24 protein-coding genes and 1 pseudogene are annotated in these 24,335 nt (G+C 70.8%); 10 read left to right on the plus strand and 15 right to left on the minus strand.

Translation table 11 applies throughout. The annotated features are described in order from the left end of the window. Positions 1-22: 22 nt before the first annotated feature. The 5 genes from ACSNOA_RS15430 to ACSNOA_RS15450 form a co-directional block, all read right to left on the minus strand. Positions 23-1,939, minus strand: a complete 1,917-nt coding sequence (locus tag ACSNOA_RS15430) for a Xaa-Pro dipeptidyl-peptidase (protein ID WP_436659002.1) — start codon at positions 1,937-1,939, stop codon at positions 23-25. 523 nt (positions 1,940-2,462) lie between these two features. Continuing rightward, positions 2,463-2,657, minus strand: a complete 195-nt coding sequence (locus ACSNOA_RS15435; protein ID WP_436659003.1) for a DUF4926 domain-containing protein — start codon at positions 2,655-2,657, stop codon at positions 2,463-2,465. A 104-nt stretch (positions 2,658-2,761) separates the two neighbouring features. Continuing rightward, complete coding sequence (locus ACSNOA_RS15440) at positions 2,762-2,992, minus strand: hypothetical protein (RefSeq protein ID WP_436659005.1); 231 nt, start codon at positions 2,990-2,992, stop codon at positions 2,762-2,764. Between the two features lie 188 nt (positions 2,993-3,180). After that, positions 3,181-3,375 (minus strand): DUF397 domain-containing protein, encoded by a 195-nt coding sequence (locus ACSNOA_RS15445; protein WP_436659007.1) that lies wholly within the window; start codon positions 3,373-3,375, stop codon positions 3,181-3,183. After that, on the minus strand, positions 3,368-4,258 hold the full coding sequence (locus ACSNOA_RS15450; RefSeq protein WP_436659009.1) for a helix-turn-helix domain-containing protein: 891 nt from the start codon (positions 4,256-4,258) through the stop codon (positions 3,368-3,370). Before ACSNOA_RS15450 ends, ACSNOA_RS15445 begins: the two co-directional genes overlap by 8 nt. 267 nt (positions 4,259-4,525) lie before the next feature. Between ACSNOA_RS15450 and ACSNOA_RS15455 the strand changes: the two genes are divergently transcribed. The 4 genes from ACSNOA_RS15455 to ACSNOA_RS15470 all read left to right on the plus strand — a co-directional run bounded on the left by ACSNOA_RS15455 (position 4,526) and on the right by ACSNOA_RS15470 (position 7,732). Beyond that, a complete protein-coding gene (locus ACSNOA_RS15455) occupies positions 4,526-4,798 on the plus strand; it encodes a hypothetical protein (protein ID WP_436659011.1) in 273 nt (90 codons plus the stop codon). Between the two features lie 126 nt (positions 4,799-4,924). Then, on the plus strand, positions 4,925-5,920 hold the full coding sequence (locus tag ACSNOA_RS15460) for a quinone oxidoreductase family protein (RefSeq protein ID WP_436659012.1): 996 nt from the start codon (positions 4,925-4,927) through the stop codon (positions 5,918-5,920). Between the two features lie 91 nt (positions 5,921-6,011). After that, entirely contained in the window at positions 6,012-6,632 is a 621-nt protein-coding gene (locus tag ACSNOA_RS15465) for a TetR/AcrR family transcriptional regulator (RefSeq protein WP_436659013.1), read from the plus strand. A gap of 116 nt (positions 6,633-6,748) precedes the next feature. Next, positions 6,749-7,732: a phosphatase PAP2 family protein gene (locus ACSNOA_RS15470; protein ID WP_436659014.1), complete on the plus strand. Its 984-nt coding sequence runs from the start codon at positions 6,749-6,751 to the stop codon at positions 7,730-7,732. 59 nt (positions 7,733-7,791) lie between these two features. Here ACSNOA_RS15470 and ACSNOA_RS15475 read toward each other — a convergent pair whose 3' ends face one another. Continuing rightward, positions 7,792-9,606 (minus strand): hypothetical protein, encoded by a 1,815-nt coding sequence (locus ACSNOA_RS15475; RefSeq protein WP_436659016.1) that lies wholly within the window; start codon positions 9,604-9,606, stop codon positions 7,792-7,794. Positions 9,607-9,688: 82 nt separating this feature from the next. Next, positions 9,689-10,996, minus strand: coding sequence for a phosphopyruvate hydratase (gene eno, locus ACSNOA_RS15480; protein WP_436659018.1), 1,308 nt, complete (start codon positions 10,994-10,996; stop codon positions 9,689-9,691). A gap of 149 nt (positions 10,997-11,145) precedes the next feature. Between eno and ACSNOA_RS15485 the strand changes: the two genes are divergently transcribed. The 3 genes from ACSNOA_RS15485 to ACSNOA_RS15495 all read left to right on the plus strand — a co-directional run bounded on the left by ACSNOA_RS15485 (position 11,146) and on the right by ACSNOA_RS15495 (position 13,351). Then, positions 11,146-11,568 (plus strand): MarR family winged helix-turn-helix transcriptional regulator, encoded by a 423-nt coding sequence (locus ACSNOA_RS15485; RefSeq protein ID WP_436659019.1) that lies wholly within the window; start codon positions 11,146-11,148, stop codon positions 11,566-11,568. After that, on the plus strand, positions 11,568-12,542 hold the full coding sequence (locus ACSNOA_RS15490) for a serine hydrolase domain-containing protein (RefSeq protein WP_436662306.1): 975 nt from the start codon (positions 11,568-11,570) through the stop codon (positions 12,540-12,542). Before ACSNOA_RS15485 ends, ACSNOA_RS15490 begins: the two co-directional genes overlap by 1 nt. Positions 12,543-12,826: 284 nt before the next feature. Further along, on the plus strand, positions 12,827-13,351 hold the full coding sequence (locus ACSNOA_RS15495) for a GNAT family N-acetyltransferase (protein ID WP_436659021.1): 525 nt from the start codon (positions 12,827-12,829) through the stop codon (positions 13,349-13,351). Between the two features lie 26 nt (positions 13,352-13,377). Here the strand turns inward: ACSNOA_RS15495 and ACSNOA_RS15500 are convergent, their stop codons facing one another. The 4 genes and pseudogenes from ACSNOA_RS15500 to ACSNOA_RS15515 all read right to left on the minus strand — a co-directional run bounded on the left by ACSNOA_RS15500 (position 13,378) and on the right by ACSNOA_RS15515 (position 16,394). Next, on the minus strand, positions 13,378-13,698 hold the full coding sequence (locus ACSNOA_RS15500; RefSeq protein WP_436662308.1) for a VOC family protein: 321 nt from the start codon (positions 13,696-13,698) through the stop codon (positions 13,378-13,380). 115 nt (positions 13,699-13,813) lie between these two features. Continuing rightward, positions 13,814-14,278 (minus strand): annotated as a pseudogene (locus ACSNOA_RS15505) (VOC family protein); the annotation flags it as partial. Beyond that, positions 14,250-14,558: an outer membrane protein assembly factor BamE domain-containing protein gene (bamE, locus tag ACSNOA_RS15510; protein ID WP_436662310.1), complete on the minus strand. Its 309-nt coding sequence runs from the start codon at positions 14,556-14,558 to the stop codon at positions 14,250-14,252. The pseudogene ACSNOA_RS15505 and the gene bamE, both read right to left, overlap by 29 nt. 21 nt (positions 14,559-14,579) lie before the next feature. After that, positions 14,580-16,394 carry a glycoside hydrolase family 15 protein gene (locus ACSNOA_RS15515; protein ID WP_436659023.1) on the minus strand — a complete coding sequence of 605 codons (1,815 nt, stop codon included), beginning with the start codon at positions 16,392-16,394 and terminating at the stop codon, positions 14,580-14,582. Between the two features lie 102 nt (positions 16,395-16,496). Between ACSNOA_RS15515 and aceE the strand changes: the two genes are divergently transcribed. Continuing rightward, the gene (gene aceE, locus ACSNOA_RS15520) at positions 16,497-19,190 is read left to right on the plus strand and encodes a pyruvate dehydrogenase (acetyl-transferring), homodimeric type (RefSeq protein ID WP_436659025.1); all 2,694 of its coding nucleotides are present in this window, start codon (positions 16,497-16,499) and stop codon (positions 19,188-19,190) included. A 188-nt stretch (positions 19,191-19,378) separates the two neighbouring features. Beyond that, complete coding sequence (locus ACSNOA_RS15525; protein WP_436659026.1) at positions 19,379-21,109, plus strand: L-aspartate oxidase; 1,731 nt, start codon at positions 19,379-19,381, stop codon at positions 21,107-21,109. A 259-nt stretch (positions 21,110-21,368) separates the two neighbouring features. Here ACSNOA_RS15525 and ACSNOA_RS15530 read toward each other — a convergent pair whose 3' ends face one another. The 4 genes from ACSNOA_RS15530 to ACSNOA_RS15545 form a co-directional block, all read right to left on the minus strand. Further along, positions 21,369-21,605, minus strand: a complete 237-nt coding sequence (locus ACSNOA_RS15530; protein WP_436659028.1) for a hypothetical protein — start codon at positions 21,603-21,605, stop codon at positions 21,369-21,371. Between the two features lie 8 nt (positions 21,606-21,613). After that, on the minus strand, positions 21,614-22,369 hold the full coding sequence (locus tag ACSNOA_RS15535; RefSeq protein ID WP_436659029.1) for an SDR family oxidoreductase: 756 nt from the start codon (positions 22,367-22,369) through the stop codon (positions 21,614-21,616). Positions 22,370-22,458: 89 nt separating this feature from the next. Continuing rightward, positions 22,459-23,073, minus strand: a complete 615-nt coding sequence (locus ACSNOA_RS15540) for a TMEM175 family protein (protein ID WP_436659031.1) — start codon at positions 23,071-23,073, stop codon at positions 22,459-22,461. After that, positions 23,070-23,192 carry a hypothetical protein gene (locus ACSNOA_RS15545; RefSeq protein ID WP_436659033.1) on the minus strand — a complete coding sequence of 41 codons (123 nt, stop codon included), beginning with the start codon at positions 23,190-23,192 and terminating at the stop codon, positions 23,070-23,072. The genes ACSNOA_RS15540 and ACSNOA_RS15545 overlap by 4 nt, the downstream gene beginning before the upstream one ends. Before the next feature lie 215 nt (positions 23,193-23,407). On the opposite strand from ACSNOA_RS15545, the gene ACSNOA_RS15550 reads away from it, so the two are divergent. Beyond that, entirely contained in the window at positions 23,408-24,229 is an 822-nt protein-coding gene (locus ACSNOA_RS15550; RefSeq protein WP_436659035.1) for an alpha/beta fold hydrolase, read from the plus strand. The last annotated feature ends 106 nt before the right edge of the window (positions 24,230-24,335 follow it).

Genomic DNA, 24,335 nt, shown 5'->3' on the forward strand with positions numbered 1-24,335 from the left:
TCCTACTCGCGGCCGGGTGCTCCTACTCGCGGCCGAGGGCGGACGCGAGTGCGGACGCGCCCCCGACGATCGGGAGGTCGACTCTGGTGTGGCTGTGGTGCGTGTACAGGCTCAGCTCCGTGCCGGGCGGCGGCCGGAGGGTGAAGACCCGGTCGCTGGAGTACACGACGAGCCCGATCTGGCTACCTTCGTCGAACACGTAGTCGTGCGGCTGCAGGTCGAAGTCGTGACTGAACGGGGCTCCCGGCTGGATGCCGAAGCTGCGATCCAAGCCGAACCGCTTCAGTGGGTCCGACCAGCCCCGCGCGATAATCTTTGGCTCACCCGACTTCGGGTACTCGACCAGCATCGCGCTCACGATCGCGGCCCGGGCGTCGATCGACATCCGGGTCGACAGGTGCACCGTCCCGCTGAGGTGCACGGGCTTGGTGAGCGGCGCGGTGCGGTAGGCGAGGCGGTTCGGCGACTGTTCCGCGCGGGCGAAGGACGTCGCGTCGATCCTCATGTCGTCCACGAAGGTCTCGGTGACCGGCCGGTCCTTGGCGTTGCGGGTCAGCGTGAGCGTGCCGGTGGTGTTGTCGCCACTCGCTCCCAGGAAGAGAGGTGTGGCGGCGGAGCCGGGCGCCGGCCAGCTGTCGTACGGCGTCCAGGTGCCGTCCTCGCGCTCGACCACCGCTGCGGGCTCGTCCAGCACGTCGTTGTCCACCCCGTGCAGCCAGTACGTCCACCAGCGGTTGAGCAGGTCCAGCCAGGCTGCCCGGTTGTTCGAGAGCGCCCGGTCCCCGTGGCCGCCCTGGTGCAGCCACACCTTGTGGGGGATGCCGTTCTCCTCGAGCGCGTCGATGAGCTGGGCGGCGTTCCGAAGCTTCACGTTCTGGTCGTTCAGGCCGTGCTGCACCAGGACGCCGCCGGCGATCTTGCCGACGTTCGGCAGGTAGTTGCGCTCGTGCCACCAGTCGTTGTACTCACCGGTGAGCCGGTCCTGACCCCGCCGGACCTCTTCCTTGGTGTAGTCACACACCTCGGGGTACTTCCGCGAGATGTTGGAGTTGTGGTTGGAGTTCTGGTCGCCCCCGAGGTTGGTGTTGGTCGAGATCGGCGTGCCATTCATCCGGCGGTAGTCGTAGTAGCTGGAGATCGCCGAGATGGGCACGATCGCCCGCAGCTCCTTCACACCGGTCGTGGCCACCCCGATCGGCAGCGTGCCGTCGTAGGAGGTGCCGATCATCCCGACCAGACCGGTGGTCCAGTTGGCCTCGACCGGCTTGCCGTCGATGTCGTAGGCGTCGGCCCGGCCGTTGAACCAGTCGATGACCGCCTTGAGCGACTCGTGCTCCTCGGGACCGCCCCCGGTGGTGCACCCGGTCGAGCTGCCCGTGCCGAGCATCTGCGCGTGGGCGAAGATGAAGCCGCGTTGCAGGAACTCGTTCTGGTACGTCCCGCCGTTGATCGTCTGGTGCGGCGGCTCGGTGCCGTCGTACGGCTTGTCCGGCAGCGGGAAGTACGGGAACGGGCCGGGATCTGGCGGCGGCGCGTAGCCCGGCCGCTCCGGGGCGTAGAGCGGGACGTGGACCTCGTTGTTCAGGAACTCCCCGCCGGTGCCCCAGTAGGGGCTCGCCTGCATGATGATCGGCAGTTGGACGCCCTTGTCGGTCGACGCCGGCCGCCGGATCTGCACCCGGATGCGGTCGTTGGCGCCGTCCCGGTCGGTGTCCATGCCGTCGACCTCGACCCAGACGTTCTGGGTGATGATTTCTTCACCGGCGTACACCGGCTGGGCCCGGCCGTTCTCGAACACCGGACGCTGCCCGGTCGGCTGCTCCTCGGCGGCGGCGGCCGGGCCGGCGAACCCGAGGGAGGCCACGAGCGCGAGCGCCGCGGCGCCGGGCAGCCAGCTTCGTGGTCGTGATCGTCGCTGTCGATCCAGGTGGTTCTGCATGATCAGCTCCTTGGGTGAGTAGGGCATGGGCGTGACGTGCCGGGGCCACCGACCGTCGCTGAAGCAGGCGGCTTTCCGGCGGGGCAGCCAGCGCCGAAGAACCCGAAGCCGGTGACGAACCAAGGTGCCCAGCTCCTCGAGTTGGCGACTCTGGGGAGCGTATGTTGTATACGAAGGCTCCTGCAAGACCTCCATCGATGCCCTCCGGCCAGGCGACCACCTTGATATGAGTACGAGTCGCCGGCCTGAAGTCGACGATCTACAAGGGACGGCAGGCGCAGAGACCATTCTGTGAGGAACGCCCGGTCCGACTTCCAGCCGCATCCGCGACAAGGTGGCCTCGGCGTTGCGTGACCGCGGCCACGAGGTCCGCACGTCGCGCGGCCTATCCGACTTCACCGTGGAGGCCTCACCCTCGGCTGACGGGGTCGCCAACTCAGCCGCACCACCCCAGGCAACGGGCTTCAGCGAGTTTCGCTGGCCGAAGCGCCTGGTAAGTGGCTGGTGTGGGTGTCGCGATGGTCTATTCCTCGTGGTGGCGCACCTGGTCCGCCCGGAGCGTGACGATTGTGACGGTACGGCCATCGTCATCGGCGAACTCGACCTCGTACGCCGCAGAGGGGCCACTGAAGATGTGCACGACGGTTCCCGCTGCACCGGCAGGCAGTCGTTCGCTCGGGATGTCTTCCCTGAGCTCAAGCACGTCGTACAACTCCACCTGTCATCCATCTTGGGAGAGCATCAAACGGTCACTACGCGAGGCGCAGACGCCTCGATCCTGCCGACCTGTTCGGCGGAGCGGGAGATATCACCACCGCTCGCTCAACTGGCGAACACGATTCTCATGGGGAACCCGCCGCTCGATCGCCAAGCGTTGACGATCTTCGCCGCGATTGCGCTAGCGGCGGTGTTGAAATCGCCGTCTTCGACCTGCGCCTCGAGAGTCGTTGGATTGATCGACAAGACCCTGTCGAACCGGTCCTCGAAACCGAACTCGTACCGCACCGCGTCTGCTGCGCTTCCGATCCGCCGGGCGGCCACCATCATTCCCATGGCCTAGCCTCCAAGGTCGAGTAGTCCTCATAGGTTGGATCAGCGATCGATTCTCGAGCTCGGATCGTGGCGCTGATGGATGATCCCCGCCTGCGTAGTCATCCATCGGGTGGACCATCGCCCGCTGGCGTCAGCGGACCCTACTCGCCGACAGCGTCCGTCGACGGCCATTGGCGGTTGTGGGGATCCTACGAGTCGTACCAGGTGTGCGTGACGAACCGACGCCAGGTGGCGGGATCGAATTTCAGGACGGGGCCTTCTGGGTCCTTTGAGTCGCGGACGGCCACGATGCCAGGAAGGTTGTTGGCGACTTCGACACAGTCTCCGCCGTTGCCGCCGCTGCGGGAGCTCTTGCGCCAGACGGCGCCGGTCAGGTCAGTCATGCCGCGTCTCCCCGAGGATCCTCTTGATCATGTCGCTCGATTCTGCCTCGCTCAGGGCGAGCGCATCCAGTCCCTTCCAGACGCGCTCATACGCCGTCAGTTCGTCGGCCTTGTCGAGGTAGAGCGCGCCCGTTAGCGACTCGCTGTACACGATCGAGGGTTCGGGCGCTGCGCGGCCGCCCTTGGTCGGCGGGAAGTCCAAAATCACGAACGATCCGGCCACCGCGCCGGGCTGCGGGCCCGCAGCCAACGGAAGCACTTTGATGGTGACGTTCGGCAGGTCGGACAGCCTGATGAGGTGGTCGAGCTGGGCCTGCATCGCCCCCGCGCCGCCGACGGTGCGTCTGAGAACAACCTCGGACAGCACCTGCACCACCCGTGGGGCCTCCGGGAGCCGACGCGTCAGCAGAGCCTGCCGCTGCAGCCGCACTTCGACCGCTCGCTCCCGATCCTCCTCGCCAGCCTGCGGGCGATCGAGCCGATAGATGGCCTGCGCGTATTGCCGGGTCTGAAACAGGCCTGGAATCAGGGACTCGTCGTACCGTCGCAAGTGAGCGGCGGCGGACTCCAGGCCCACGTACAGCTCGAACCAGCTCGGGACGGCGTCCCCGTACGCGTGCCACCAGCCCTTGGATTTCGTCTCGGCGGCCAGGCCCTTCATGGCGTCGGTCATCTCGTCCGAGACGCCGTACAGTTCGCACATCGCCTTGACGTCGAGCACCCGGACGGCGCCCAGACCGCACTCGATGCGCCAGATCTTCTGGCGGCTGTATTCGAGGGCTTCGGCGGCGGCGTCGAGGGTGACGCCGGCCTCGGTGCGGTACTGGCGCAGCAGTCGGCCGAGCTGCCGGCGCGGCACTGTCGACCCGATGTCCTCGGCCATTCGCGCACTCCCTGGTTCCGTCCTGCAACATTGGCTGACGTCGCTCTGCAACTCGTACAGGTTGCAGTAAAGAAAGTCAATACACAACGGCGAAAATCCGCGGTGGAATGTTGCATTCAGCCTGTTCGCTGTCCCAAGCTGAGCACCAGGAGCTGTGCCGCCGTACCGCTGAAAGAAGGCTGCGGTGGCACGGCGGGGTGGGGCCGGTCGCGCGGGGAGAGCGGCCGGCGCCACCCCATCCAACGGACGAGGAGAGGCGGTCACCGGATGGGTCAGCCAGCAGCCCACACAGGTGAGCGGTACGTCATCCACCTGCCGGTGGTCGCCGCGGACCTGCCGTCCGCACAGCGCCTGGCCCGCGTGGTCGGCCGGTGGATGACGGTCCTGCCGATGATGGACCCGGGGGAGATGACCGTCTCCGAGGAGGACCAGCAGTTCCTGCGCCATCGCGTCTTCTGCGACCTGCTGCTGCCTGGCGGCCGGCGCTGCCTGCTCCGCGCCGACCACGACGGGGAGTGCGCGCGTCGCCTGCGCCGGTGACCCGGGGCCGTACCCGTTGGTGGACGTTCGACCGGAGTCACGGCGGTCGCCCTGCCCGGCCGGAAGAATCGGCGTGTCCGTCGCAGCGGCGCCCCGGCCGGCGACGAGCGATCGAGGAAGGGCGCGATGGTCTCTGGTCGTGCGTGGCGCGTGGCGCGTTTCGGGGCCCCCGAGACCGCCATCGAGCTGCAAGAGATCACCTGGCCCGACCCGGCCCCGGGCCAGGTGCTCGTCAAGGTGCGGACCGCCGGCGCCGGATACCCGGACGCCATGATGACGGCGGGGCAGTTCCCGCTGCTCGGCGAGCCTCCGTTCGGCCTGGGGGAGGAGGCCGCGGGGGAGGTGGTGGCCGTGCCGCCGGGCTCCCGGTTCGCGGTGGGCGACCAGGTCACGGGCATCACCGCCTTCCTGGAGGGCTGGGGCGGGTACGCCGAGTACGCGTACCTGGGGGAGGTGTCCACCATCCGCATCCCGGCGGACATGACCGACGAGCAGGCCGGCGGCTTCCCCATCGGGTTCCGCACGGCGTACGCGGGCCTCGTCGAGCGCGCCCCGGTGGAGGCCGGGCAGACGCTGCTGATCCTGGGCGCGGCCGGCAGCAGCGGGGCGACCGCCATCCAGCTGGGCAAGGCGCTCGGCGCGACGGTGATCGCCGTGGCGGGCAGTGCGGAGAAGTTGGAGTTCTGTGCTCGCTACGGCGCGGATCACGGCATCAACTACCGCACCGATGATCTTCCCGCCCGGGTCGTCGAGATCACGAACGGGCGGGGCGTGGACGTCATCTACGACCCGGTCGGCGGCGAGACGGCGGCCACGGCCATGAACAGCCTGGCCCGCAACGGCCGCATCGCCCTCATCGGGCTGGCCGCCGGCGCTCCCGTGGCGCTGAACTCCATGGACCTGATGCTGCGCAACCAGACTGCGGTCGGCGTGCTCTCGATTCCGCAGGACGACCCGCAGGCCGAGGCCGCCGTCTGGGAGCGCCTCGCCGACCTGGCGGCCCGTGGCGCGATCACGACGCCGGTGGGCAGGGTGTACGACTTCGAGGACGTGCCGCGGATGGTCGCCAACCAGACGTCCCCGGGCGCCGGCAAGACCGTGGTCCGGGTGGCGACTGCCTGAACATCGCCGTGGCTGGATCGTGTGACTCATTCCACGACTTTTCCGACATGGAAATTTTGCCGGGTGGGAAGGCCGCGCGGATAGTTGTGCCGTGACCTCGGACGTTGGCCTGCGCGAGCGCAAGAAGCGGGCGACCCGCGCGGCGTTGAGCCACGCGGCGTGGTCACTCATGGTCGAACGCGGGATCGACGCCGTGACCGCCGAGTCGGTCGCCGCGACGGTGGACGTCTCACCCCGCACCTTCCGCAACTACTTCGCGAGCCGGGAAGAGGCGGTCCTCGACGGGATCGTGCAGCGCGCGAGCGGGCTCGTGGACGCGCTGCGCGCCCGGCCCGCCGGCGAGCCGGTGTGGGACTCCCTCGCCCACGTCCTGCCCGGCGCGATCATGAAGGTGCTCGGCGAGCGGGAAACCGACATCGCCGCCCTGGTCCGCGTCTCCGCCGAGAACCCGGAGATGCTGGCACGGCAACTGACGGCGTTCGCCCGCGTCGAACGGCTCCTCGCCGAGGTCATCGCCGAGCGGACCGGCGCCGACCTCGACCGTGACCTCGCCCCGCACCTGCTGGCCGCCGTCCCCGGAGCCACGATGCGGGCGGTCCTCACGTTCTGGGCCGACGGCGCCACCGACGCCAGCCTCCCCGACCTCGTCCGGAGAAGCATCGCCCAGCTGCGGGAGGGCCTTCCCCTCGGCCGCGCCGCGCCCGAGACGTAGGCCGGTCCCCGCCGCGGCGCCGCGGAGCGCCCCGGCCCGGGACGGCCCTGTCCAGGTTCGCCGCCGCACCCGACGGCCGCACCACCCTGCCCGACCCTGTCACCGAAAGGAACGCCGTGGGCGCCGACCACCGCAGGACCCGACCCCACCCCATCCGGGAACTGCTGATCGTCGCCGCGCTGTTCCTCGCGTACAAGGCCGGGCGGCTGCTCACGGTGGGGGACCTGTCCACGGCGTACGCCAGCGCCACCCACGTCTGGTCCGTCGAACGCGCGTTGGGGCTGCCCGACGAGGCGTCGCTGCAGCAGAGCGTCCTGTCGCACCACGGCCTGGTCCGGCTCGCGAACACGTACTACGCCTCGGTCCACTTCCCGGCCACCGGGGCGCTGCTGCTGTTCACGTACCTCTTCCGTCCCGACCTGTACCGGTGGGGGCGCACGCTCCTCGCGGCGCTGTCCGGGGTGGGGTTCGCCATTCAGGCGCTCCTGCCCATGGCGCCACCGCGGCTGCTGTCCGCGACCGGCGTGCTGGACACCGGACAGATGGTGGGACCGAGAGCCTACGGCGACCCCGCCACCGACACCCTCTCCAACCAGTACGCCGCGATGCCCTCGCTGCACGTCGGCTGGGCCACGGTGGTCGCCATCGTCCTCATCGCGGCGGGCCGCACCCGGTGGCGCTGGCTCTGGCTGCTGCACCCGGTGCTCACCCTCACCGTCGTGGTGGTCACGGGCAACCACTACTGGCTCGACGCCGTGGCCGCCCTGGCCCTGCTCGGCTCGATCGTGCTGCTGGCCCGCCGACCCCGGGCGGCGCTTCTCCGCCCGCCCGTCGCGGCACGGTCCGATGCCGGGGCGACCAACCCGGCGGCGGCGCTGGCCGCCGTCACCGCCGCCGATGGTGAGATGCGACGGCGGTTGCTGATCCGGGGCGTGGACGGATGGCGCGCCCGTCGCTCGGCGACCCCCGCGCGGCGTTTCGCTCCCTGGCAGGGGAGCGGGGACCTGGTTGCGGGCGTGCTGGTGAATGAGCGAACCGCGGGATCCGACGACCAGAAAGTCGTCGCCGGTGAGCACGAGCACCGACAGCACCTCGGGTAGGCAGCGCTTCGGGCACCTGGCACGCGGCGCCCAGCCCCGCCCTACGGTCTCGGCGGCGCTCAGGTCCTGCGGACCGCGCTCGTGAAGCCCGCGATGAAGAGAGTGGCGAAGGTCCAGGCGAGCAGTTGCAGGATCCAGCCGGCGATCGTGAGGGTCTGGCCGACGCTCGTGTCGGTGGGTTGGCAGCGGTCGCCAGCGCCCGTCCTGATCAGTGGGGTGCCGAGGTCGAGGCCGACCCCGATCTGGTCGATCGTGGCGCAGCCGGTGGCGGCGACGGTGCCACCGGTCGCCGGCTTCTGGGCGAGGCCGCCGTGGTGGCCGCCCGTGACGCTCAGCGCGACCGCCGCCCCGAGCGTGACGAGGAGCAGGAGCAGGGCCCGCCAGGGTTGGTAGCCGTAGCCCAGGGTGATGCCGGTGAGCCGACCCCAGAGGCGTTCGGAGGCGGTCAACCCGGCGCGCCGGATCTGGTCACGACGTTGGGCCATGAGGACGGTGCGGGCGTCGCGGTCGTGGCCGGCGGCGCGGTAGGCGCCCGCGAGGTGCTGGTACGGCTGGGCGCTGTACCGGGGGGTGTGCTCACCCAGCAGGGCCAGCCAGCGTGGCAGCGACGCGGGCCGGGGCAGCCCGCTGTAGGTGAGCCCCTGCAACTCGACGAGCGATGCCTCGCCCGGCGCCGCCCGGGTGACCGAACCGGTGTCCAGACGAAGCGTCCCTCCTATCCTCGCTCCGGCCAACACGAGCACCACCTGGTCGCCGGCGCTGGTGGCGGTGAACCCGTCGTCGAGGAGCACGTCCTGGGCGACCTGGACGCCGTTGACGTCGAGGGCGGGGCCGGTGACGTTCTCCAGCCGCGCCCCGTCACACGCCAGGAGTCCGGCGATGCGGGCGCCGGCCAACCCCACCGTGCCCAGCTCGCTGGCGCTCGTGGCGGTGAACCCGTCGTTCAGGGCCGCGTCCCCGTCGACGGTGGAGCCGTCGGCCTCGAAAGCCGGGCCGACGGTGTTCGTGAGGCGCGCGCCGCCGCAGTCCAGGGAGCCGACGTGGGCGTTGAGCAGCCGGATCGTGCCCTGCTCGCCCGCGCTGGTGGCGGTGAACCCCCTCCACAGGAGCACGCCTTGGCTGACCTGGAGATTGTCACCGTTGAGCGCCGGTCCGGCCGTGTTCGCCAGTCGTGCCCCGCCGCAGTTGAGCTGCCCCCCGATGCGGGCACCGAGCAGCCGGACGGTGCCTCGCGCGCTGGTGCTGGTGGCGGTGAATCCGTCGTGCAGGAACACGCTCTGCTCGGCCTGGAGGCCGTCGGCGTCCAGCGCCGGCCCACTTGAGCTCTCCAACCGCGCACCCCGGCAGTCCAGTGTGCCGACGCGGGAGGCCGCGAGGCGTACGGCGCCGGCGGCGGCATTGGCCGTGACCGTGCTCCGCTGGAGCGAGAACACCCGCGCGGCGAAGCGTGCAGCGTCGAGTGGCGCGTCCGCCGAACCCGGCGCCTGCTCGATCCGGCATCCGGTCACGGCCAGCGTCAACAGCTGGGCGTTGCGGAGATTCACGCCGTCGGGCAGGAAGCAGTCGTGCAACTCCAGCGCCAGGTCACTGGTGATGTTCTCCAGGTCGAGCCGGCCGGCGATCCGGGCTCCGCGCAGCCGAAGGCCGTGCGGGTCGGGGTCGTCGACCAGTCGGGCGCGGACGAGGTCACGGATGACCGACGCCGCGATCGTCCGGTCATCGCCCCAGGAGCGCATCGCCTGTGCGCCGACCGGGCCGTCCCCGGCCAGATCGAGCACCTCGCCGCGGGCCACGGACTCGATGAGTCGCCGCTCGGCGGGACAGTGCGACAGACCGTCCGCATTCCTCGTACGCTGGCCGCCCACCGACGTCATCCACCCATCATCGACGATGCGGCGCGAGCGGGCCCCCCGGTCGTGATGGGGGGCCCGCGTGGTCGCTACCTGTACCTGCCGTTCACGCCCGACGCAGTCCGGAACCGCCCGCGAAACGCGCCGAGTCGCCCAACTCCTCCTCGATCCGGATCAGTTGGTTGTACTTCGCCGTGCGGTCGGAGCGGGACAGCGAGCCGGTCTTGATCTGACCGCAGCCGGTTGCCACCGCCAGATCCGCGATGGTGGTGTCCTCCGTCTCGCCCGACCGGTGCGACATGACAACCGTCCAGCCCGCCTGATGGGCCGTTGCCACCGCGGCCAGCGCCTCGGTCAGGGTTCCGATCTGATTGACCTTGACCAGGACAGAGTTGCCGACGCCGGTGCGGATGCCTTCGCGCAGCAAGGTCTCGTTGGTGCAGAACACGTCGTCGCCGGTGAGCTGACAGCGGTCGCCGACGCGGGTGGTCAGCTCGCGCCAGCCGTCCAGGTCGTTCTCCGCCATCGGGTCCTCGATGGAGACGACCGGGTAGGCGTCGATGAGCTTGACCAGGTAGTCGGCGTGCTCGGAGGGGGTGCGGCGCACACCCTCGCCCGCGTAGTCGTACATCCCGTCGCGGAAGAACTCCGACGACGCCGGGTCCATGACCAGGCCGATGTCCGTGCCGGGGCGGTAGCCGGTGCGCTCGATGGCGTTCATCACGAAGTCGAGCGCCTCCTCAGCCGTACGCAGGGCGGGCGCGAAGCCACCCTCGTCGCCGACGCCCGTGGAGTGCCCGGCGGCCAGCAGGTCGCGGCGCAGCGTGTGGAAGACCTCGCTGCCCATGCGGACGGCGTCGGCGAAGGTGTCCGCGCCCACGGGCGCGATCATGAACTCCTGGAAATCCAGCGGATTGTCGGCGTGGGCGCCGCCGTTGACGATGTTCATCATCGGCAGCGGCAGGAGGTGGGCGTCGGCGCCGCCGAGGTAGCAGTAGAGGGGCTGGCGGTGGGCCGCCGCGGCGGCCTTGGCGGCGGCGAGGGAGACGCCGAGGATCGCGTTGGCGCCGAGCCGGGACTTCGTGGCGGTGCCGTCGAGGGTGACCAGCGCGGCGTCGAGACCCGCCTGGTCCGCCGCGTCCCGACCACGCACGGACGCCGCGATCTCCCCGTTGACGTGGGCGACCGCACGGTCGACGCCCTTGCCGTGCCAGCGCGCGGGGTCCCCGTCGCGCAGTTCCACGGCCTCGCGGGCACCGGTGGAGGCGCCGGAGGGGACAGCCGCGCGCCCCAGGGATCCGTCCGTCAGGACGACGTCGACCTCGACCGTGGGGTTGCCCCGGCTGTCGATGATCCGGCGGGCGGCGACGGTCTCGATGGCAGTGTCGACTGTTCCGACTGCCTTTGCGGGCATGGGAGTTCCTCCCCGTTGTCGTGGCCGGGGCCCCGGCTGCGACAACGCTGGCGCTGAGCCCGACAGCGGCAAACCCTACAGCAATGCTGCTCAGTCTTGCTGTGCAGGTCAGGTGCACAGTTTTGCTGCCCAATGGGGTAGAGTGTCCTATGCCCACCCCCGAAGCCGCCGCCATCGCCGCCGACCTGCGCACCGCCATGGGCAAGCTCACCCGACGCGTCAAACACGCGGACCGCATCCCGCTGGGCCAGGTCGCCGTGCTCGGTGCCCTCGACCGCGACGGCGCCATGACCACCAGCGACCTCGCCGCCGATCAGCGCGTACGTCCCCAGTCGATGGCCCGGGCCGTGGGACTGCTCCTGGAACAGAACCTGGTCACCCGCCGGGCGCACCCCACGGACCGCCGCAAGTCGCTGGTCGAGCTGTCGGACGCGGGCCGGGCCGCGCTCGAAGCGGAGCGCGGCCGCAGGGCCGGTTGGCTCGCGCAGGCCATCGAGGCCGAGCTCACGGATGAGGAGCGGACGTTGCTGGCCCGGAGCACCGCCCTGCTGGAGAGGCTCGCCACGTGCTAGTGCGCGACCGTCTGGACGAACTGCTCCGAGCTGGCCAGGTCGACGGCCTGCATGCCGTCGCAGCGGTTCGCGGTGGCCAGAGCCTGCTGGAGTACTACGGGGCCGGCGAGGACTTTGCCTGGGGCGACTCGCTGGGCGTCGTCGAGTTCGGGCCCGAGACGCTGCACGACATCCGATCAGTCACCAAGAGTGTGACCGCGCTCCTGTACGGCATCGCCCTCGGTGACGGGCTGGTCCCGCCGCCTGCGGAGCCGCTGCTGCGGCAGTTTCCGCAGTATCCCGACCTGGCGACCGACCCCCAGCGTGCCCGGCTCACCGTCGAGCACGCGCTGACGATGTCGCTGGGGGTGGAATGGCGCGAAGATCTCCCGTACAACAGTCCCGCCAACGCCGAGATCGCGATGGAGATGGCGCCGGACCGGTACCGGTACATCCTGGAGCGGCCGATCCTCGATCCGCCCGGCACCCGATGGGCCTACTGCGGCGGTGCCACGGCTCTGCTCGGCCGACTGATCGCCGACGGCACCGGGCAGTCGCTGCCGCAGTACGGGCAGGACGTCCTGTTCGCGCCGCTGGGCATCGGCCGCTTCGAGTGGATGACCGGCGCGGACGGGGTGCCATCCGCCGCGTCCGGGCTGCGACTCGCGCCTCGCGACCTGGCCAGGCTCGGCGAGCTGGTGCTCGGCGAGGGCGCCTGGAACGGTCAGCGGATCGTTCCCGCTGACTGGGTCCGTGCGACGCTCCAGCCTCGCCTGAAGACCGGCTGGGGCGCCCGGTACGGCTACCAGTGGTACATCGAATCCATCGAGGGCCATCGGCTGGTGGCCGGGATGGGCAACGGCGGTCAGCGCCTGTTCGTCCTGCCCGACCTGGACCTCACCGTGGCTGTCACCGCCGGCAACTACGACGACCCCGACCAGTGGCGGACTCCGCTCACGGTGCTGGAGCGGGTCATCCTGCCCACGACGGAATGACGGACGCCGTGCCGGTCGGCGCGGGCCGCGCGGCTCGGGCGTGATCCCGAACGAGCGTGATGCCTCAGAGGCATATTTATGACGGTGAGGCATCACGGGGACGAGCCGATCCGCGTCGAGGCACCCTGTCCGGATCGGACGGTGTACGTGTACCTGGCAGGAAGATCACGCGGACCAGCCGACAAGCGCGGCGACTCGGGCCGTGGCCGGCGGTGCCAGCCGAGGTGACGTACGTTGTGTAACGCGACGGCCGACTGGGCCTGTCACGGGACCGAGGAGGCGTTGTGGATCCGCGTCGCCGTCCGCCCGCGGACACCGAGCGGCTGACCTTCGCCGAGATGACCGTCGACGACCTGGACGACATGGCCGCGGTTCTGGGCGACCCGGACGTCATGCGCTACTACCCGCGTACGAAGGATCGCGGCGAGGCGATGAGCTGGATCAGGTGGAACCAGGGCCTGTACCGGCAGGAGGGTTTCGGCCTGTGGATCATCAGGTTGCGCGACACCGGCGAGTTCGTCGGGGACTGCGGTCTGACGCCCCAGGAGGTCGACGGGGTCGTCGACGTCGAGGTCGGTTACCACGTCCGGGCCGATCTGCAGGGCAACGGATACGCCACGGAGGCCGCGGCCGCCTGCCGCGACCACGCGCGCGACCTGTTGGGAGTCAAGCGCGTGATCGCGATCATCCATCCGGACAACACGCCGTCGCAGCGGGTCGCTGAGAAGATCGGTCTCCGCTTCGAGCGGAAGGCCACCTCACAGACCGGGGATCCGGTTGTCGTGTACGCGGCGCGCCTGTCGTCGTGACGCGCCGCGTCCGGGGTCGGCAGCCGCTACCTCGGCGTCAGCACACAGAACTCGTTGCCGTCCGGGTCGGCCAGCACCACCCGGTCGGCGTCGCCCGGGCCCATGTCGATCCGGGTCGCCCCGAGGGAGAGCAGGCGGTCGACCTCGGCCTGCTGATCGCCGTGGGCAGGGGGAGCGACGTCGAAGTGCAGCCGTTGCCTGCCCCTCCCGGGCATCAGCGGCGGACCCCCCCCACGCGATCTTGGGGCCGCCGTGGGGCGAGCGGATGGCGGTCTCCTGGTCCTGGTCCCACACCAGCGGCCACGCGAGCGCCTCGCTCCAGAAGTATCCGACCTCCTGTGAACCATCGCAGGACAGCGCGCCCAGGAACCCGCAGTCGGCGAGGAAGTTGTTGCCGGCCTCGACGACGCAGAACTCGTTGCCGTCGGGGTCGGCGAGCACCATGTGACCCTCGTCCGGGCGTTGGCCCACGTCGATGTGACGTCCGCCGAGTTCCAGGGCCCTGGCCACGGTCTGCCGCTGGTGCTCCAGGGACTCGCTCGTCAGGTCGAAGTGGATCCGGTTCTGGTCGACCTTCGGCCGCTGCGTGGGAAGGAAGCGCAGGCGGAACCCGGTGTCGTCGTGGGGCAGCAGCACGACACCGTCGTGCGGGTCCTCGGCGATCCCCAGCCCAGGAGCCCGGACCAGAATCGTGCGAGACCCAGAGGCTGGGTCGCGTCGAAGCTCACCGCGAACAGCTGACACGTCATGGCTCTGCCCATCCCCGATCCGCCGGCCCGCCGCCCGAGCGCGGAGCGCCGTCTCGACCGGGAGCCTAGGACCGAGCGGTGTCAGCCGCAGCCGAGTATCGCGGCGGCCCGCACACCGGACGGGCCTGCCAGACGTCCTCGTCGTCCGGTCACGCCCGTTCGCGGTCACCGCTGTCACCCTCCGCCGACCGCTGAGTGAACACCTTGGCGACCCGTCCCCGGTCGAAGTGGACGAAGGTCAGCCGCCCCGCCTGCGGCACGTCGACGTACAACCATGCCTCCGATCGGCCGCGTCGCCACCCGCCGAGCACCAGACCGCTGCGGGAATACAGGCGCCGGTACCGCCGGTCGTTCATCAACTGGTTCGGGTTGCCGAGGAGGCGTCGGACCTGCCTGCGGGTCATCCCCAGTTCCACGACGGCCACGGCCTTCGACGTTACCGCAAGACCGGCGTCGATGTACTGCCCGGACGAGGCGTCCTAACCGGGAAAGCGCCGCTCCGGCGCCGGTGGGACGGCGCGGCGCCCCGCGTCCAGGTCGGTGAGGTCTCCGGCGGCGTTGATGAGGCCGACGTGCGAGAACGCCTGGGGAAAGTTGCCCAGGGCCTCCCCGCTGTACGGGTCGATCTGCTCGGCGAACAGGCCCAGGTCGTTGACCCGGGCGGCGAGACCCTCGAAGAGCTGCCCGGCCCGCTCCCGCTCGCCGGCGAGCGCCAGGCAGCTCACCAGCCAGAAGGAGCAGATCAGGAAGCCGGCGGGGTCGCCGTCCCAGCGGCGCAGCAGGCCGTTGTGGGACAACCGGTCCTCGATCGTACGGATGGTCGAGCGCATCCTCGGGTCGTCGGCGGGAAGGAAGCCGACCAGCGGCATCAGCAGCACCGACGCGTCCAGTTCGTCGGTGTCGAAGGCCGCGGTGTAGGCCATCAGCCGGTCGCTCCAGCCCCGGGTCAGCACAGCCCGGCGCACCTCGTCGCGCGCCGCCGCCCACCGGGCGACGTCCGCGTCGGACCCCAGTCGGGACCCGAAGCGTACGGCCCGGTCCAACGCCGTCCAGCACTGCACCTTCGACGACACGTAGTGGCGTTCGGCGCCGCGTACCTCCCACATCCCGGCGTCCGGCAGGTGCCAGTCCCGGGCAGCCCGCTCGGTCATCCCGGTGAGCAACTGGTGGATGTCCGGCGGCATCGGGTCGAGGAACCCCCGCATCAGCCAGGCGGCGCTGAGCGGCTCGCCGTGCACGTCGTTCTGCCGCTGTCGCCAGGCGTCGTTGCCCACCAGCACGGGACGGCTGTCGGCGTAGCCGGCCAGGTGCTCGAGGTGGTGCTCGGTGAGGTCCCGTTCCCCCTCCACCCCGTACATGATCGGCACGATGCCCTGGTTCAGGCCCATCGACCGGCTCAACCACCCGACGTGCAGGTCGAGTTCGTCGGAGCACGTCACGCGCCAGAGCGCCTCGAGGGTGAAGCTGAAGTCGCGCACCCACGCGTACCGGTAGTCGTAGTTGCGAACACCACCCAACTCCTCTGGCAGCGCCATCGTGGGAGCGGCCACCACGGCGCCGCTGGGCCGGTACGTCATGCCCTGCACCACCAGCGCGCTGCGTCGTACCTGCTCGGGGTAGAGGCCGTGGTACTCGTGCAGACCCATCCAGGAGCGCCAACCCGCCGCGGCGTTGTCGACGGCCTGCTCGGCGTCGAGCACGGCCGGCGGGCCGGCGTCGTACGCCGGGGCGTACGCCAGGGTGAAGCCCCGCGTCTCGCCGGCCCGCACGGTGAACGACCCGAACGCCTCCCCGACCTCGGTGGCCAGGGGGATGGGCGCGCGCAGGTCCAGCCGGGCGGACGCGGCACTGGCGACCAGCGTGTCGTCCTGCCGCATGATCTGGGGGACCATCCGGCCGTACTCGAACCGTGGCCGGTAGTGCAACCGCAGCGGCACCTCGCCGGAGAGCCCCCGCACCAGCCGGGCCAGCACCCTCGGCGAGTGCAGGCCGACATCGTGGCCGCGTGCCCCCGGTTCGAGGGCCAGCGCGTCGGTCACGGCCACGCTGCCGGTCGCGGTGGTGAAAACGGTACGCAGGACGAGCGTGTCGGTCAGATAGGCACGTTCGGTGCGGAACTCGCCCTCGGGGCGGATCGACCAGTGCCCGGCGTCGTCGTCGAGTAGGCGGGCGAACACCGACGGAGAGTCGAACCGCGCCGGGCACCACCAGTTCACCGAGCCGTCGCGGTCGACCAGCGCCGCGCTGCGGCCGTCGGCCAGGAAACCGTGCTCCGCGATCCGTCCGTGCCCCATGTCACGAACTACCCGAGCGGAACGACGTGACACCGCGTCACGAATCCGTGGGTCATCTGGTCGTGCTGGTGGAAAGTCCAGAACCGTCGGAAGGCGGCCATCATGACCGACATCGGGCGAAAGCAGCCGAGCCCACTCGACCAGATCGCCGACCGCGACCCCGAGGAGACCGCCGAGTGGGCCGCCTCCCTCGACGCCGTCACCGCGGCGGCCGGGCCGCGGCGTGCCTCGTACCTCCTGCGCCGCACGCTCGAACACGCCGAGCGCTCCGGCCTGGAGCTGCCGAAGCTGCTGGAGACCGACTACCTCAACACCATCCCCACCGCCGCGGAGCCGGAGTTCCCCGGGGACGAGGAGATGGAGCGGCGCATCACCGCCTGGAACCGCTGGAACGCCGCCGCCATGGTGACCCGCGGCAGCCGCTACGGCCTCGGCGGCCACATCGCCACGTTCGCCTCCGCCGCCTGGCTGTACGAGATCGGCTTCCAGCACTTCTTCCGCGGTAAGGACGCCGACGGTTCCGGCGACCAGCTCTACATCCAGGGCCACGCCTCCCCGGGCATCTACGCCCGTGCCTTCCTCGACGGACGGCTCACCGAGGCCCACCTCGACCGGTTCCGGCAGGAGGCCCGCGGCGACGGCCTGCCCTCCTACCCGCATCCGCGGCGGCTGCCCTGGCTGTGGGAGTTCCCCACCGTGTCGATGGGCCTGGGCCCGCTGTCGGCCATCTACCAGGCGCGGTTCAACCGCTACCTGCAGCACCGCGGCATCAAGGACACCTCCGGCTCCCGGGTGTGGGCGTTCCTCGGCGACGGCGAGATGGACGAGCCCGAGTCGACCGCCGCGCTCGCCCTCGCCGGCCGTGAACACCTCGACAACCTCACCTTCGTCATCAACTGCAACCTGCAGCGGCTCGACGGGCCGGTGCGTTCCAACCTCAAGATCGTCCAGGAGCTGGAGGCCCAGTTCCACGCGGCGGGCTGGAACGTCGTGAAGGCCCTGTGGGGCACGGCCTGGGACGACCTGTTCGCGCTCGACACCACCGGCGCGCTCGTGCGGCGGCTACGCGAGGTGCCCGACGGGCAGTTCCAGACGTACGCGGCGCGAGACGTCAGCTACATCCGCGACCACTTCTTCGCCGCCGACCCGGCGCTCGTCGAGATGGCGAAGGTGCTGACCGACGCGCAGATCGCCGAGTGCTTCCACTCCTCACGTGCGGGCCACGAGCCGCGCAAGGTCCACGCCGCCTACCGCGCCGCCGTCGAGCACCGGGGCGCGCCGACCGTGATCCTCGCCCAGACGGTCAAGGGCCACACGCTCGGTCCCGCCTTCGCCTCACGCAACGCCAACCACCAGATGAAGAAGCTCACCGGCGCCGAGTTCCGCGCGCTGCGCGACCTGCTCGACCTCCCGATCCCGGACAGCCACCTGACCGACGAGCTGATGCCGTACGCCCACCCGGGCCCCGACTCGCCCGAGGTCCGCTACCTGCACGAGCGCCGGGCCGCGCTGGGCGGTCCCGCCCCGGCGCGCCGGGTCCACCCCGTGGTGCTGCCCGAACCGCCCGGCAAGCCCTTCGAGGCCGTCGCCAAGGGGTCCGGCAACCAGGAGATCGCGACGACGACGGCCTTCGTCCGCCTGGTCAAGGACCTCATGCGGGACCCGACGACCGGCAGGCGGTGGGTGCCCATCGTCCCCGACGAGGCGCGCACCTTCGGCATGGAGTCGCTGTTCCCCACCGCGGGGATCTACTCGCCGCACGGCCAGACCTACGATCCCGTCGACCGCGACACGCTCCTGTTCTACAAGGAAGCCACCAACGGCCAGATCCTCCACGAGGGCATCACCGAGGCCGGGTCGATGGCCGACTTCACGGCGGCCGCCACCTCGTACGCCACCCACGGCGAACCGATGATCCCGTTCTACATCTTCTACGCCATGTTCGGCTGGCAGCGGACGGCCGACCAGATGTGGGCCCTCGCCGACCAACTCGGCCGCGGGTTCCTCATCGGCGCCACCGCCGGTCGCACGACCATGACGGGCGAGGGCCTGCAACACGCCGACGGTCACTCCCACCTGATCGCCTCCACCAACCCCGCGGCGATCGCGTACGACCCGGCCTTCGCCTACGAGATCGCCGTGATCGTCCGGGACGGCCTGCGGCGGATGTACGGGCCGGACGCCGAGAACGTCTTCTACTACCTGACGGTCTACAACGAGCCGAAGGTCCAGCCGCCCATGCCGCCGGGCACCGACGTCGAGGAGGGCATCCGCCGGGGCCTCTACCGGTTCCGCGAGGCCGACACCCGGGAGCTGCCGACGGACGCGCCGCGGCTGCAACTCCTCGCCTCCGGCACCGCCATCCACTGGGCCCTGGAGGCGCAGCGGCTCCTCGCCGGCGACTGGGGCGTGGCGGCCGACGTGTGGTCCGCCACCTCCTGGAGCGAACTGCGCCGCGACGCGCTGGCGTGCGACGCCGCGCACCTGCGGGGCGAGGACCGCGTCCCGTACGTCACCCGGGCCCTCGACGGCGCCCCCGGCCCGGTGCTCGCCGTCAGCGACTGGATGCGCGCGGTCCCGGACCAGATCAGCCAGTGGGTGCCGCAGGACTGGCACTCGATCGGCACGGACGGCTTCGGTCTCTCCGACACCCGGGAGGCCGTCCGCCGCCACTTCGGGGTCGACCCGCAGTCGGTCGTGGTCGCGGCGCTCGCCGCCCTGGCCCGCCGCGGCGAGGTCAAACCAGAGACGGTACGCGAGGCCCGCCGGCGCTACGGGATCGCCGACGACCACTGAGCAGCCGACCGGCAGCGTTGTCACGAATGAAGGCGCGCTCCGGTCGAGCTGGTGAGCCCGCGAAACCCCTGGCGCGGGCGCGAGGAGGTCACGACACGGCGGGCAGTCCGCAGTGGTCGTGACCTCACCGGGCCGCCCCCCTGACCGCACAGGGGGGCGGCCGCACCTCACCGCAGAACGGAAGCACCATGAGCAACTTTGAACGGCGCCTGTCGACCTCGGTACTCGTGATCGGCACCGGCGGGTCCGGTCTACGGGCGGCCATCGAACTCGCCGAGCGGGGCGTCGACGTCCTCGTGGTCGGCAAGCGGCCCCGGCAGGACGCCCACACGTCGCTGGCGGCGGGCGGGATCAACGCGGCGCTCGGCACGATGGACGCCGACGACAGTTGGCAGCAGCATGCCGCGGACACCATCAAGGAGAGCTACCTGCTCGCCAACCCGCACACCGTGCAGATCGTGACCCAGGGCGCCGCCCGCGGCATCCACGACCTCGAACGCTACGGGATGTCGTTCGCGCGCGAGGCGGACGGCCGCATCTCGCAGCGGTTCTTCGGCGCCCACAAGTACCGCCGGACCGCGTTCGCGGGCGACTACACCGGCCTGGAGATCCAACGCACCCTCGTCCGGCGCGCCACCGAACTCGCCATCCCCGTCCTCGACACCGTCTACGTCACCCGGATCCTCGTCCGCGACAACACCGTGTTCGGCGCGTACGGCTTCGACCTCAACGACGGCACCCGCTACCTCGTGCACGCCGACGCGGTGATCCTCGCCGCGGGCGGGCACACCCGGATCTGGCGACGGACGTCCTCCCGGCGCGACGAGAACACCGGCGACTCCTTCCGCCTCGCGGTCCTCGCCGGCGCCCGCCTGCGCGACCCCGAACTGGTCCAGTTCCACCCGTCCGGCATCCTCGAACCCGAGAACGCGGCCGGAACCCTCGTCTCCGAGGCCGCGCGCGGCGAGGGCGGCATTCTCCGCAACGCGCTGGGGGAGCGCTTCATGGAGCGCTACGACCCCGAGCGGATGGAGCTGTCGACCCGCGACCGGGTAGCGCTCGCCGCGTACACCGAGATCAAGGAGGGCCGGGGGACGCCCAAGGGCGGTGTCTGGCTCGACGTGTCGCACCTGCCGCGCGAGACCATCATGAACCGGCTCCCGCGCGTCTACCAGATGATGCTCGAGCTGCAGATGCGCGACATCACGAGCAGCCCGATCGAGATCGCGCCGACGGCGCACTACTCCATGGGCGGGGTCTGGGTCCGCCCCGAGGACCACGGCACCGACGTCGCCGGCCTGTACGCGATCGGCGAGGCCGCCAGCGGTCTGCACGGCGCCAATCGCCTGGGCGGCAACTCGCTCATCGAGCTACTCGTCTACGGCCGCCTCGTCGGCGCTGCCGCCGCGGAGTACGCCGCCGGGCTGGACGCCCAGCGGCGCTCGCCGGACGCGGTCGCCGAGGCCCGTGCCGAGGTCGACGGGCTGCTCGCCGCGGACGGCCGCGAGAACGTGCGCGCCTTGCAGCGCGCGATCCGCGACACGATGACCGAGTACGCCGGCGTGGTCCGCGACGAGCAGGGGCTGCGCACCGGGCTGGCCGAGCTGGACGCCATCGAGGGCCGCATGGGCGACACGGGCATCCACCCCGACATCGCCGGTTACCAGGACCTCGCGCACGCCTTCGACCTCAAGGCGTCGGCGCTCGCGGCGCGGGCCACCATGGAGGCCGCGCTGGAGCGGCGCGAGACCCGCGGCTGCCACAACCGCAGCGACTACCCGGACCTCGATCCCGCCCTCCAGGTCAACCTCGTCTGGTCGCCGACCGCGGGCATCGTCCGCGAGGAGATCCCGCCGGTCCCCGCCGAGATCGCCGAGCTGATGGAGGACGTGTCGACCGTCGGAAAGCTCGTCGAATAGCCGCCGGTCGGCGGCGAACCAGGCGACGGCGGGTGCGCCGCCGATGAACCCGGCCGCGAAGATCACCAGCTAGCATCTGTCCCGGCTGGCCGTTCCAACGCCGACCTGACCCGGCTGATGGAGCTGTCCCGGCTGACCGACACGCTGCTTTCGGCGCCGGATCGGACCGTCCTGACCGGACGGTCAAGGGGTGCACCCCTCAGCATCGGGCCGCGGCCGCGCGCTGAGGGGTGCCGGTGCAGGGACCGCCGAGTGTGGCTCAGGCGAGCCCATCCGTCGGGTGGGTGAAACGGGGATCGCCTTCCAGCGCCTCGACGGCGCCCAGAAGACTGCGCATCTCGACGGCCTCGCGCGGGGCGTCGGCCGGATCGAAGAGCCACTCGGCCACCGGTACCTCGGCGGCCTCCTCGGGGCGGCTCGACGCGGCCATGGCGAGTTCCGCCTCGACCTCGGTCTCGAGCCTGTGCAGTGCGTCGTCGCCCAGCGGAGCGGCCATCGTCTCCCCTACCTGCCGGATCCGGTCGCGCGCAGCCAGTCGGCGTACCCGACCTTGCCGAGGACCGCCCCGTCGTCCGGCACCAGGCTCCGCTGGCACAACTCGGACCCGAAGTAGTGCGCGTGCGGGTCGGTGACCACCTCGCGCGGGTCGCCCAGGGCGGTGAGTGCGCTGCGGAAGAAGTCGTCCATCCGGAGCCGCTCCGGCCCAGCGACCTCGACACGCCCGTTGAGCGGCGCCCCCGTGGCCACCCGAGCGAGGGCCTGGGCCACCTCGTCGCCCGCGATGGGCTGGAAGAGCACCGGTGCGATCCGGACGGTGTCACCGTCCGCGGCGGAGTCGGCGATGCCCTTGACGAATTCGAAGAACTGCGTCGCGTGTACGAGCGAGAACGGGATCGACGACGCCTCGATCAGCCCCTCCTGCGCGATCTTCGCCCGGAAGTAGCCGTTCTCGGGCAGCCGCTCGGTCCCCACGATCGACAGCGCCACGTGGTGACCCACGCCCGCCTCGGCCTCCGCCGCGAGCAGGTTGCGCGTGGAGGTCCCGAAGAACTCCATGACGGCGTCGTCCTCCCAGGAGGGAGAGTTCGAGACGTCGACCACCACGTCCGCCCCGACCAGCACCTCGGCCAGGCCCTCGCCGGTGAGGGTGTCGACGCCGGTGTTCGGCGACGCCGGCACCGCCTCGTGGCCCTGCTCGCCGAGCTTCCTCACGAGCTTCGACCCGATGAGGCCGGTCCCGCCGATCACAACGATTTTCATGACTGACCTTTCTCCTGGCCGGGGCAGCGGTTGCCGTCCGGCTGTCGTTACGACCGGCAAGCACCCCGACCTGTGACACCCCGGGCCCGTCAGGCCGCAGTCCCGTACTCGCGGACCGCCCGGGCGATGCGGCGATCGGGCACGACCCACGTGATCACGATGAGGACGAAGCACGCCAGGGCGATCCACACCCCGACCCGCCCGCTCCGGTCGATCGTCAGGGCGCTGAGCACCCCGACGACGTCGAAGGTCACGGACATCTTGCCCTTGAGGTCCCTGCCGACGGCCCGGCCCAGCGACGACTCCGGCCCCTCCTGCCGGATGATCACCGACTGGAGCACGAGGTAGGCGACAGCCGCGACGAGGAGGTTCAGCCCGTAGACGACGACCGGGATCCGCTCGAACCTCGACTGGGACATCCACGCCGTCGTGAGCGGCACCAGCGACAGGCAGAACAGCAGCGCCAGATTCGCCCACAGCACACCGCCGTTGACCCGCCGGACCAGGTGGAACATGTGGTGATGGGCGTTCCAGTAGATGCCCACGTACACGAAGCTGAGCAGATAGGCCAGGAGCCCGACGCCGGTCGAGTGGACCAGGTCGGAGAGGTCGTGGCCCTCCGGCGCCCTCAGCTCCAGCACCATGATCGTGATGATGATGGCGAGCACCCCGTCGCTGAACGCCTCCAGGCGGCCGGTCCTCACGCGACCGCGCCCACGGCCTCGGCGGACCGGGTCGGCAACAGCTCGACGATCCCGGACCAGCTCGCGGATTCGGCGAAGACGCCGTGTACGAGGACGACGGTCGGCTTCCGGTTGGGCATGGCGTTCTCCTGGTGGATTTTTGTGTTCTCCACCGGGGCCGACAACGCAGCCCTGGAATCCGTGACAGACGTGTGCCCGCCGTCACCGCGGTGCCGGACCCCGCCCACCGGGGATCTGCGCGGGAGTCCGGTGAAGCGGCCCTCCGGCCCCGCACCCGCGCCTAGCATCGGGACGAGCGACGCGCGACGCGCTCGACACACGGGGGAGCAACGCCATGAGCTTCATCACCACCGACGACGGCACCGACATCTACTACAAGGACTGGGGCGACGGCCCCGTCGTGACGTTCTCCCACGGCTGGCCGCTGAACGCGGACGCCTGGGACGGGCAGATGTTCTTCCTCGCCCAGAACGGGTTCCGGGTGGTCGCGCACGACCGCCGCGGTCACGGCCGGTCGAGCCAGGCCCGCAGCCGCAACGACATGGACGGGTACGCCGACGACCTCGCCGCGGTCATCGAGGCGCTCGACCTGCGCGACGTCACCCTCGTGGGCCACTCGACCGGGGGTGGCGAGGTCGCCCGGTACATCGGCCGCCACGGCACGGGCCGCGTCGCGAAGGCCGTCCTCGTCTCGGCCGTACCCCCGATCATGGTGCAGAGCCCGGACAACCCGGAGGGCCTGCCCATCGACGTCTTCGACGAGCTGCGCGCCAAGCTGTTCGCCGACCGGTCGCAGTTCTACCAGGACCTCGCGCAGATGTTCTACGGCGCCAACCGGCCGGGCGCGAAGGTCTCGAAGGGCATCCTCGACCAGTTCTGGCTGTGGAGCATGCAGGCCGGGCTGCTCAACGCGTACGAGAGCATCAGGGCGTTCTCCGAGACGGACTTCCGTGACGACCTGGCGAAGTTCGACGTCCCGACGCTCGTGCTCCACGGGGAGGACGACCAGATCGTCCCCGTGAAGGACTCGGCGCACAAGACCGCCCAGCTGGTCGCGAACGTGCAGGAGATCTACTACCCGGGCGCACCGCACGGCCTCACGTCGACGATGCAGGACGAGGTCAACAGGGACCTGCTGGCGTTCCTGCGGAGCTGACCGCTCGGCACCCTGACCGCCGGCTCGGCGACGACGCGGGTCCGGCACGTCCCGTCGGTGCAACCCTTCGGGCGCCTCCTTCCGTCATCCGGACGTCGGAGGGAGC

This window comes from Micromonospora sp. URMC 103 (assembly GCF_051386435.1).
In the GTDB taxonomy this organism is placed as follows: Bacteria; Actinomycetota; Actinomycetes; order Mycobacteriales; family Micromonosporaceae; genus Micromonospora.